This is a genomic window from Pantoea sp. ACRSB (genome assembly GCF_022346905.1).
Lineage (GTDB): Bacteria > Pseudomonadota > Gammaproteobacteria > Enterobacterales > Enterobacteriaceae > Pantoea > Pantoea piersonii.
In genome coordinates, this window is sequence record NZ_JAKRNL010000020.1 from 1 (window position 1) to 8,492 (window position 8,492).

Below are 8,492 nucleotides of genomic sequence, written 5' to 3' on the forward strand. Positions count from 1 at the left end.
AGCACCTGGCACGGCTGGGACGGAAGTCGCTGTCGTTCTCAAAATCGGTGGAGCTGCATGATAAAGTCATCGGGCATTATCTGAACATAAAACACTATCAATAAGTTGGGACCATTACCCGTTATGGTTAGTATTTTCGCTCATCTCACTAACAGACTGACTGGAAAAGAAAAATGATGGCTAATGCTGCCGATTTGGTTGTTCTGATTGCCGATCCGGCGGGCTTTTCATCCGAGGTTTTTAGGATAAAGCATGAGGTTGTCTTATCTGAGTTGCTTAACGAGGCCCTCCTTCATTACATGCGTAATCCGGGCTGGTTTGAGGTTAGCTTCAGAGAAACCCGCTTTTATGCCTGCCAGCTCGTAACCATTCCACTGCTCGCTTTTATTAAAAATCGCGTCCCGGCCAGGCAGCTGCAGGCGGCGGCCGAACGGTCACTCACACAGTTGAGACAATATTCAGACGTAGCCGACCCGGCTGCATGGATAATGGTTAATGCGGATTTCCTGGTCCCCCTCCCCCGTCCCGGCGTGAACCTGTGGCACGCCAGAAAAATAAAGAACAGTCTCGAAAAGGCAATATTTACAGAGCCCGGGGAAATAACTCACTCAAAAATCAAAACCGCCCCGGTCGGTACAAAATCCACAACATCCGCTAAAAAAGCAAATCCACCAAAAAAGGTGTTGGAAGAAAAAAACGGGCCCGATGCAGATAAAGTGATAGAGCGTGTAATGCTGGGCTGGCGCGTCAGGGATATATGTGAAGAACAGGGCTGCTCTGAATCTTACGTCTACAAGCTGATAAAAAAGCGCAAGGGAAGCTCTGCAATGGATTACCGCTGGAAGCAGTGGGAGCTGATTTCACGCATGTATCATGCCGAGCCAAAAATGACGATAGAAGAAATTGAGCAGGCCTGCGGAGTATCTCGCGCAGTCATCTATCACGCCGTTAAAAAAATAGCCGATCGTGACGGACAGAAAATCATCCCTCGGGAGCATGAGAGAAAACTGACACCAGAAGATGTTGAGGCGATAAAAGTAAAGTTAAGCCAGGGCATACTCAGAAAGCATATTCTGACTGAATACAGCATCACGAACGACACGCTTATTAAGTACGTTGGCACGCATGAAGATTACAGGGTTATATCTGAAGAATTAAAAGACTATGCGGTACGATTGCGCGTGCAGGGTAAAACGCTACAGCAAACCGCCGATATACTGGGTGTGACGGTTGCAACGGTTAAACGCGCATGGAGCAAAAAGAAAGACTCTCCTGAAATTAAGGAAAAGCGCGTCAAGTATGATAACCGTAACGTACTGTCTAAACGCGACCGCGATCAGGCAGTTAATGCTGTCTTACGAGACGGCCATACAAGAAAGCAGGTTTATACACAATACGGAATTAATGCACTGACGCTACGCCGTTATATTCGTGACGCGCTGAAAAGAGAGACCGATGCACTGAGGCAGGATGACAATGGAAAAGACGAGAAGGGTGACTCCTGAATAAGAAGCCTGATGTATTCGCAGATAGATCAGGCTGGCATTAATTATTTAAAGTACTCCAGTAATTTACCGGCAACTCTTTCCTTCATCTCTTTAGGCCAGTCTGGATCAAGAAGCATTTCGTTCCTGACGACTTTAGAAGTATCAACCGTTTCTTTCATGATGCCGAAAATTGCGTCGATAATGAACCCATTCATCAGCGCATTTTTAGCAATGAGTTCCAGCTTTTGATCGAGCGTTTTTTCAGATGCATCCTTGTTAAGTTTGTTTTCATGCACCCGTAAACCGAGTTTGAACATTTCCATTACGAACGCTGATCTGTTAGCTGTATCACGGGATTCGCCGTCTTCCAGTTTTTTTTCGACGTGTGCATCAATCTTTTCCAGCAGTGAAAAAGGGATGGTAAGGTTAACCCGGTTACGCTTAGCTGCATTTTCATCATTCATATTTTTTTCTCACACTCGTTTTAACTAATATATGTAAGCATCACATCGGACCAGACAATCTGGAAGGGTGCAGACTCATCTTTTATGGTAACCATCAGGTAACATCAGGCTTAAAACTGAGTAACCATATGGAAACCAATAGTTAGAAATCCATTATAAACTACTGATAAACCTATAACAAACCATATGGTAACCAAGAAAAAACTTTCAGGATTCCACTGGGTTACCTTCTGGTAAATCAGCATAAGATTAAATTTTCTACGGTTTAAAGCTAAGCTGCTGATTTATAATATATTAACCAGCAAAAAGAAATTTGCGAGTGGTGTGTAAAAACCCAACTCTTATGATATTATTGAGCCTGACATCTCCTCCGAACTTTTCAAATCAGGAGCCGCAATGCGTTTATTCACTCACGCTGCAGCCCTGCTGGCGACAGGCATTTTCTCCGCCAGCGTGAATGCGGACTGTTTTATTAAAGCCGGCGAATGGTATTCCATCGATCCGGACTATCTGCGCGCTATCGCCTGGCAGGAGTCCCGCTATAACCCGGGAGCTATTAATACTAACCTGACAAAAGACGGTAAACCCGGCAGCAGTGACTATGGGCTCATGCAGATTAATTCGGTCACAATGCGACGCTTACAGAAAGAGTACCCGGGCCTCAGCAAAGAAAAGCTGCTCAGCGAGCCATGTCTGAATATTTATATTGGTGCCATGCTGCTGCGCCGCAATTTCAATCAGTACGGCACAACGTGGCTGGCTGTGGGAATGTACAACGCGGGAATGAAAAACCTGCCGGTAACCGTAACGAATCGCTATAACTATGCGATGCTGATTGATAAACATTACAAGGCCATTAAGTCAGGTAAAATTCCGCGCAAGGCATTCAGCGGCTGAACGGTTTTTGATACTGACGAAGCGCGCAGCCCAGCTTTATCTCTCTGCGCTGCATTTGTTTAAAGACGGCAACGAAGCCCGCGCGCAGAATTACCCGCCCCGCCCCGGCTCGATGCCGGGAACGGGTAACAGAAGTAACTTCTATTTTTTTTCGTAAGCACCGTATGTACAGAAATTGCGATAGATCACATTTATCCGTCACCGGTTCAATACCGGCGGCGGATAACAGGCGAAAAAAAGGGAACCTTCAGGCTCCCCAGCGACTGTTATTTTATTTCCGCAAGCGTTCTGTTTATCTCACCCTGCACGCCCTGACTGTGCCAGAAGTAATCGCGTCCGACCCGGTAAAGATCACCACTATTGAAACGCGCCAGCGTTATTTCCTCACCTTCCAGACTCCCGCCATATTTTTTAGCGATAATGCCCACTGCCTTTTGCTTCATTTCGTCCGAATAATCCCGATCGGTAAAAACGTAGCCCACGCCCCCATAAATGCGGTTGAACGGAGAGGCACAGGAAACGGACATGTCCTGCATGCCGTCAAAATAACTGTCTTTGTACTTATCCGTTACGGCTTTCACCTCTTCCTCTGTCGGCCCATCCGTCCAGTTAATACTTATGCTGTCATAGCTGCGCTTACGCACCGAGAATTTAACGCCCGGAAATTTTGCTTTCAGCTCTTTGCGGATATTGGATGTTACCTGCACGGCGCCGTTTTTATCCTGCGAGAGCGCGGCATATTCCGGGGCTGTTTTTAAACGCTCGCATTCAGCTGCATAAAGTCGCGCGGCCTCCTCTTTTTCCTTCTGCTTACGGCGTTCTTCAGACTCCGCGTGTTTCACAATGCGCGCCGTCTCTTCCCCGCTTTTTATTTCCGGGAATATACTCCACTGTTTTCCGTGCAGGATACTTTCAGGCAGCCCGCGCGATATTCCGCCGCTCTCAAACGCAATATCAAACGTGGCATTACCGCCATAAGATACGCAGCCTGAAAGCGACCCGACTGATGCCGGTTTCTGCTCGCCGTGAACGGCGAACACGACGCCCCGCCCGCGATTGTAAAGAACTGTGCTGACAACCTGACCGATAACCACTGCCTGCGCATTGTGCATTTTCATTTCAGTTTTCCTTAAATCAGTTGAGACGAAAAAGCGGCCCGCCTTTACAGGCCGCGCAACGTTTTCAGAAGGGGATCTCGTTCAGAGTGGTATCAGCGGTATCAGTAGTTGCCTGATTTTCAGTCGCCGGGTTCAGGGCATTTTCCAGTGAGATAATCCCACGCGCGACGTCGCTTGCCTTGTAGAGGTCGAGTCCTGCCGCCATCGCCGCGTCAAAGTTATCGAGAAACTTCTGCACTTCCTCGCTCCGCACCTCTGAGGCCCGGCGAATATACTTCCGTCGCACTTCCTGCCATGAATCCGTGCGGTAAAAAATCTGGCCACGGCTGGCAATCAGGTAACGCCCGGCGGCCTTTTCGCCCAGGTCGTACAGCGCCGTCATGCCCCCGCCTGAGCTCGCCAGACACGGCAACGCGGTATGTCCGGCAGCCATCAGCGCGATGACATCTGTTTCATCAAGCAGCAGCGCGTCCACACCATAGCTGCCGTTTCGCGCCGGGTAGTGCTTCCCCTCTGACGGCGTGACGGTTTTGCCGTCTGCGTTTATGGTGTGCCAGCGCGTGCGCAGATCGTTTGCGCTGACGCAGATTTTTGGTCCGTTACCCCATGTTTTGGAAGATTCTGAAGCGGCGACGTTGACGTTTTGTGTGTGCATGCTGGCTCTCCTGTCAGGTGGTTAATTCATGTTTCGGTTAGTTCCTCGCGGCAAAGGGCTGAGAAGCAACGGCAGGCAGCAGATACAAGGGCGCCGCAGGCGTGCACTTCACCCTTGTATCTGATGAATGACGGTGCCTGGATTCGCCCGCCGCGTGGGACGTACCGCAACATGACCACCGCGCCGGAGATGAGCATGCACACCCCCGACCGCAACGCGGGCGTCCTCAGCGGCCACTTCTTTTTGTGGCCAGTGAACGCGCCGGCGCCAGCCGGCTGCAGGGGTTGACCTGGCCGTTCGCCATCAGACCCTAGCCGACAGGCCCGGAACGCTTCGCGGTCCGGCGGAGCTTACCGGCTTTGCCGGTTAGCGCAGTGGGGCTGACGACCCGGCAACGCCGGGGAGCCGGAGGGGGCCATCAGGCTGTTTATGCTTTTGACCCTATGGGACAGGAACCCGGCGAAGCAGCTGCAGCACAGCAGAATGGACAGTGGCAGGAAGCAGAGAGAGAAGACCGTGCGACAGCGTCCCGGAGAGAGAAAGCGCAGGCGAAGGGAGAGAGCCGGTGCGTCAGCACCGGTTTTCCCCGGCCCGCAGGGCCGCCCGCTTTTAAAGCCGCGGCTGAAGCTGCTGCAGTGCCATTGCCAGCCCCGCGTTAACTGCTTTTAACATTCCTCCAGCTCGGCCTGATAATGCATTTCCGCCATACTTACCAGCGACGCAAATGTTACGTTTTCGTCCGTTATGCCCTCCTGTTCGCACAGGTGCATCAGGCTAGCTATCAGATCCTGCACAGCCGTATAAGCCTCCTCCCCTTTTCCGTCTAAACCGGTACGCCTGGCAAATACCCACAGCGCTTCGGCCGCAACCGTTGCCCGGTCCGTATTCCCCCAGATAAGCGCCGGTCGCTCAGTTCCCGCAGCCGTTGCGGCAATCTCTTCGATTACGTCCATTCGCACCGGCTCGCGCGTCCCGGTTAATTCCGGGTTTACTGTCTGGTTATCCAGTGTTAAGGTTTGCGCTGTAGACACATTGATCTCCTGTTCTGTGGTCAGTGTTTCTCTGATGCCCCGGCTTCGTCGTAGATACCAGGGGCGGAATCTGGCAGGGTTAACACCCTGCCTTTTTTCTGTCTGTTATTCCGGTTTGTACGCCATGAGTCGCACCACGCGTACCCCCGTCCCTGCAAACATGCCCTCCATTGGTTCAGACCAGCTGCAGTCCCAGCCCGGCAGCACGCCTTTTCTGTCCATTCCCGCTGGCAGTATGGCCCCCAGGCGACCACCCTCTTTTACCAGCTCAGCGGCTGCATTCAGATGCGCCACGGCGCGACCCTCGCTGTAGGGCGGATTCATCACCACGACGTCAAAGCGCTGGCGGGTTTCCTGCGCCCACTGCAGAAAGTCGCCTTCAGTTACGGTGTGCCCTTTGGCCTCCAGTACGCGGCAATGCAGCGGGGAGACTTCCACGCAGATGGTTTGCGTCTGCGGCATCAAATCGGCAAGTCCCCCCATACCCGCACTTGGCTCCAGGCAGGTTTCACCCTCCTGGATGTTCACTTCGTCAAGCAGCTGCGTGGCAAGCGCCTGGGGTGTCGGGTAAAACTGGTGCGTTTTCTGATCCGGCAGCGCGCCGCTCAGCTGAATATCCTGAATTGCCGTGGCCGGGTCGTAATCGAACTCAAACCAGGTAAACGCGTTTCTGGCCATCTTCACGCCGCCAATACTCATCAGCACTTTTTCAGCCTCCGCGCGCACGCCCTTATCGAAGTCCATCAGGTTTTTAAAGCGGCGATTATTCGGGTTCGTGGTAACCGGCTGGCGTGGCTCTTCCCAGCGGTTACGCTGCACGGGTTCTGTGCGCTCGATCTCCAGCTCACTGAGTTCACTCAGCACGCTGAAAGGCAGCAGGTCTGACTGCAGGTTAAAAGTCTTCGACTTTGTGCGCGGCTTCTGCCGGTGCTCCGCCGGGATCGCCGCCGGATGCAGAAACGCCAGAATGTCATTGAGGCGCCATGCCATATCGGGATGGATTTCAAGGTGGGCCGTGCCTTTCAGGAAGGCTTTCACGCGCAGCGCGCCCCCGTCGAGGGTCAGCCATTCTCCGGCACGCTTGCGGGCGATCTGCAGGATTTTGTCTGTGGTGCGGTAGCTGGTGGCATCGCGGCCCATGAATTTCGCGATCACTTGGCGCAGGTCATCAATGTAGCCGGTACGGTCGTAATTATTGCCGCCCCACTCGTCGTACACGCGCGCCATGATCATGCGCTTGCCAAAGCCCTCCGGGCGGTTGGTGACGTGTTCCCCGGACAGGTTGCGGAAAATGCCGTCTATGCGCTCGGCAAAAAACTTCTCGCGGGAGAACAGCAGCTCAGACAGCGTGGCGCGTACGGTTTTCTCCTCAAAGTCCGGCGCATTCATCTCGCGGATCTGCTCATTCCACTCGTTGCGCCGGTCGTTGGGCATGTACTGGTAAACGTCCGTCAGGTCTAACGCCTCCTGCCAGAATGCCGCATTCAGGGATGCGACCGCGCCCGGTACGCTGAACATTTCGCCCACGGAACGTCCGTAATAGCCCCGGCGGCTGCTCAGATTGCCGCTGATAAAGTGCGCCACCGCAGGCGCGTTTTCACCGCTGGTGACCATGCTGGCGATGGCTTCAATTTTCGCCCGGGTGTGCTGATAGCGCCCCAGCAGGGAATCAATCAGATCCGCCTCTACCGGCGCATAGAAGTTATCGCCCAGCAGTTCCCCCGCTCCGCCATGATCGCCCTGGCCGTTAAAAAGAGATGATTCTTTAGATTCTGAAGCCGTGGTGTTGACGTTCTGCTGTGACATGTTGTTTCTCCCGTGTGGTTTAAGTGATGTTTCTCTGAGTTCCTCGCCGTGAGGGCAGAACGGGCGACCGGGCATCAGGCTGAGCGCAGGGGGAAACGGCAAAGCCGCAGCCCGAAGGGACCGGGTGCAGCCGTTTAGCTTGCGACCCTTGCGTGAAGACGCCCGGGTGCCAGGTTTCTGCACGGCGAAGGGGCTCAGGGGAACAAAACAGAACGCGGAAGGATGAACAGGGCACGGCCCCGGAACGGCACACCACGGTGCCGGGCCGGTCCTCAGCGGCCACGTCTTTTGGTGGCCAGTGAGCGCGCCGGCGCCAGCCGGCTGCAGGGGTTGACCTGGCCGTTCGCCATCAGACCCTAGCCGACAGGCCCGAACCCCGAAGGGATTCGGCGAAGCTTACCGGCTCTGCCGGTTAGCGCAGTGGGGCTCGACGACCCGGCAGCGCCGGGGAGCCGGAGGGGGCCATCAGGTTTTCGATACTTATGTTCGTTAAGTGCCAGAAGCGGACGTTTCCAACATCTGCATGCATCAATCTTTGGAAAAAAGTTCTCACTGTATAACCATACAAGTGCGCCAAAATTATTAAGGGCGTTTACAGGGTTTGAGCCGGAGAAGAAATGTTATGGTGAATCAGGATAAAAAATGGAGGTGTTTATGGTTCTGCAGCACATGAGGATGCCAGACCTGTCAGTGCACTCAGTAAAAGCTGTGAAATGTACTGTAACGGGCTTGGGTTAGAAAAAATCGGCGACTTTACAGACCACAATGGATTCAGCGGATACATGTTAGGACTGGATGGTTTGTCCTGGCACCTTGAGTTTACTCAGTGCCATGATCATCCGGTGCAACCTTCACCCTCAAATCTCGCATTCTAGTGAAAACTTTAAATTGAAGTTACGTAAAACCCGGTAACGACTCCAACTTATTGATAGTGTTTTATGTTCAGATAATGCCCGATGACTTTGTCATGCAGCTCCACCGATTTTGAGAACGACAGCGACTTCCGTCCCAGCCGTGCCAGGTGCTGCCTCAGA

9 protein-coding genes and 1 pseudogene are annotated in these 8,492 nt (G+C 53.0%); 4 read left to right on the forward strand and 6 right to left on the reverse strand.

Going from position 1 to position 8,492, the window contains the following annotated elements; genetic code table 11:
* Both MHZ89_RS22320 and MHZ89_RS22325 read left to right on the forward strand, forming a co-directional pair.
* A partial coding sequence (locus MHZ89_RS22320) for an IS1 family transposase (RefSeq protein ID WP_000496773.1) occupies positions 1-104 on the forward strand: 104 nt, incomplete at its 5' end.
* A 69-nt stretch (positions 105-173) separates the two neighbouring features.
* The gene (locus MHZ89_RS22325) at positions 174-1,505 is read left to right on the forward strand and encodes a helix-turn-helix domain-containing protein (protein ID WP_033755903.1); all 1,332 of its coding nucleotides are present in this window, start codon (positions 174-176) and stop codon (positions 1,503-1,505) included.
* 44 nt (positions 1,506-1,549) lie between these two features.
* On the opposite strand, the gene MHZ89_RS22330 is transcribed toward MHZ89_RS22325, so the two are convergent.
* Positions 1,550-1,951 (reverse strand): hypothetical protein, encoded by a 402-nt coding sequence (locus MHZ89_RS22330; RefSeq protein WP_096073958.1) that lies wholly within the window; start codon positions 1,949-1,951, stop codon positions 1,550-1,552.
* A 396-nt stretch (positions 1,952-2,347) separates the two neighbouring features.
* Between MHZ89_RS22330 and MHZ89_RS22335 the strand changes: the two genes are divergently transcribed.
* Positions 2,348-2,848 carry a lytic transglycosylase domain-containing protein gene (locus MHZ89_RS22335; protein WP_120458493.1) on the forward strand — a complete coding sequence of 167 codons (501 nt, stop codon included), beginning with the start codon at positions 2,348-2,350 and terminating at the stop codon, positions 2,846-2,848.
* A 266-nt stretch (positions 2,849-3,114) separates the two neighbouring features.
* Here MHZ89_RS22335 and MHZ89_RS22340 read toward each other — a convergent pair whose 3' ends face one another.
* The 4 genes from MHZ89_RS22340 to MHZ89_RS22355 form a co-directional block, all read right to left on the reverse strand.
* Positions 3,115-3,966: an LPD29 domain-containing protein gene (locus MHZ89_RS22340; RefSeq protein ID WP_311784641.1), complete on the reverse strand. Its 852-nt coding sequence runs from the start codon at positions 3,964-3,966 to the stop codon at positions 3,115-3,117.
* A 64-nt stretch (positions 3,967-4,030) separates the two neighbouring features.
* Positions 4,031-4,621, reverse strand: a complete 591-nt coding sequence (locus MHZ89_RS22345) for a hypothetical protein (protein WP_311784642.1) — start codon at positions 4,619-4,621, stop codon at positions 4,031-4,033.
* A 665-nt stretch (positions 4,622-5,286) separates the two neighbouring features.
* The gene (locus MHZ89_RS22350; protein WP_311784643.1) at positions 5,287-5,652 is read right to left on the reverse strand and encodes a hypothetical protein; all 366 of its coding nucleotides are present in this window, start codon (positions 5,650-5,652) and stop codon (positions 5,287-5,289) included.
* Positions 5,653-5,757: 105 nt separating this feature from the next.
* The gene (locus tag MHZ89_RS22355) at positions 5,758-7,458 is read right to left on the reverse strand and encodes a DUF4942 domain-containing protein (protein ID WP_311784644.1); all 1,701 of its coding nucleotides are present in this window, start codon (positions 7,456-7,458) and stop codon (positions 5,758-5,760) included.
* Positions 7,459-8,112: 654 nt separating this feature from the next.
* Here MHZ89_RS22355 and MHZ89_RS22360 point away from each other — a divergent pair.
* Positions 8,113-8,321, forward strand: a pseudogene (locus tag MHZ89_RS22360) (VOC family protein); the annotation flags it as partial.
* A 59-nt stretch (positions 8,322-8,380) separates the two neighbouring features.
* On the opposite strand, the gene MHZ89_RS22365 reads toward MHZ89_RS22360, so the two are convergent.
* Positions 8,381-8,492 (reverse strand): IS1 family transposase (locus MHZ89_RS22365; protein WP_001691633.1); only part of this gene is annotated, 112 nt, incomplete at its 5' end.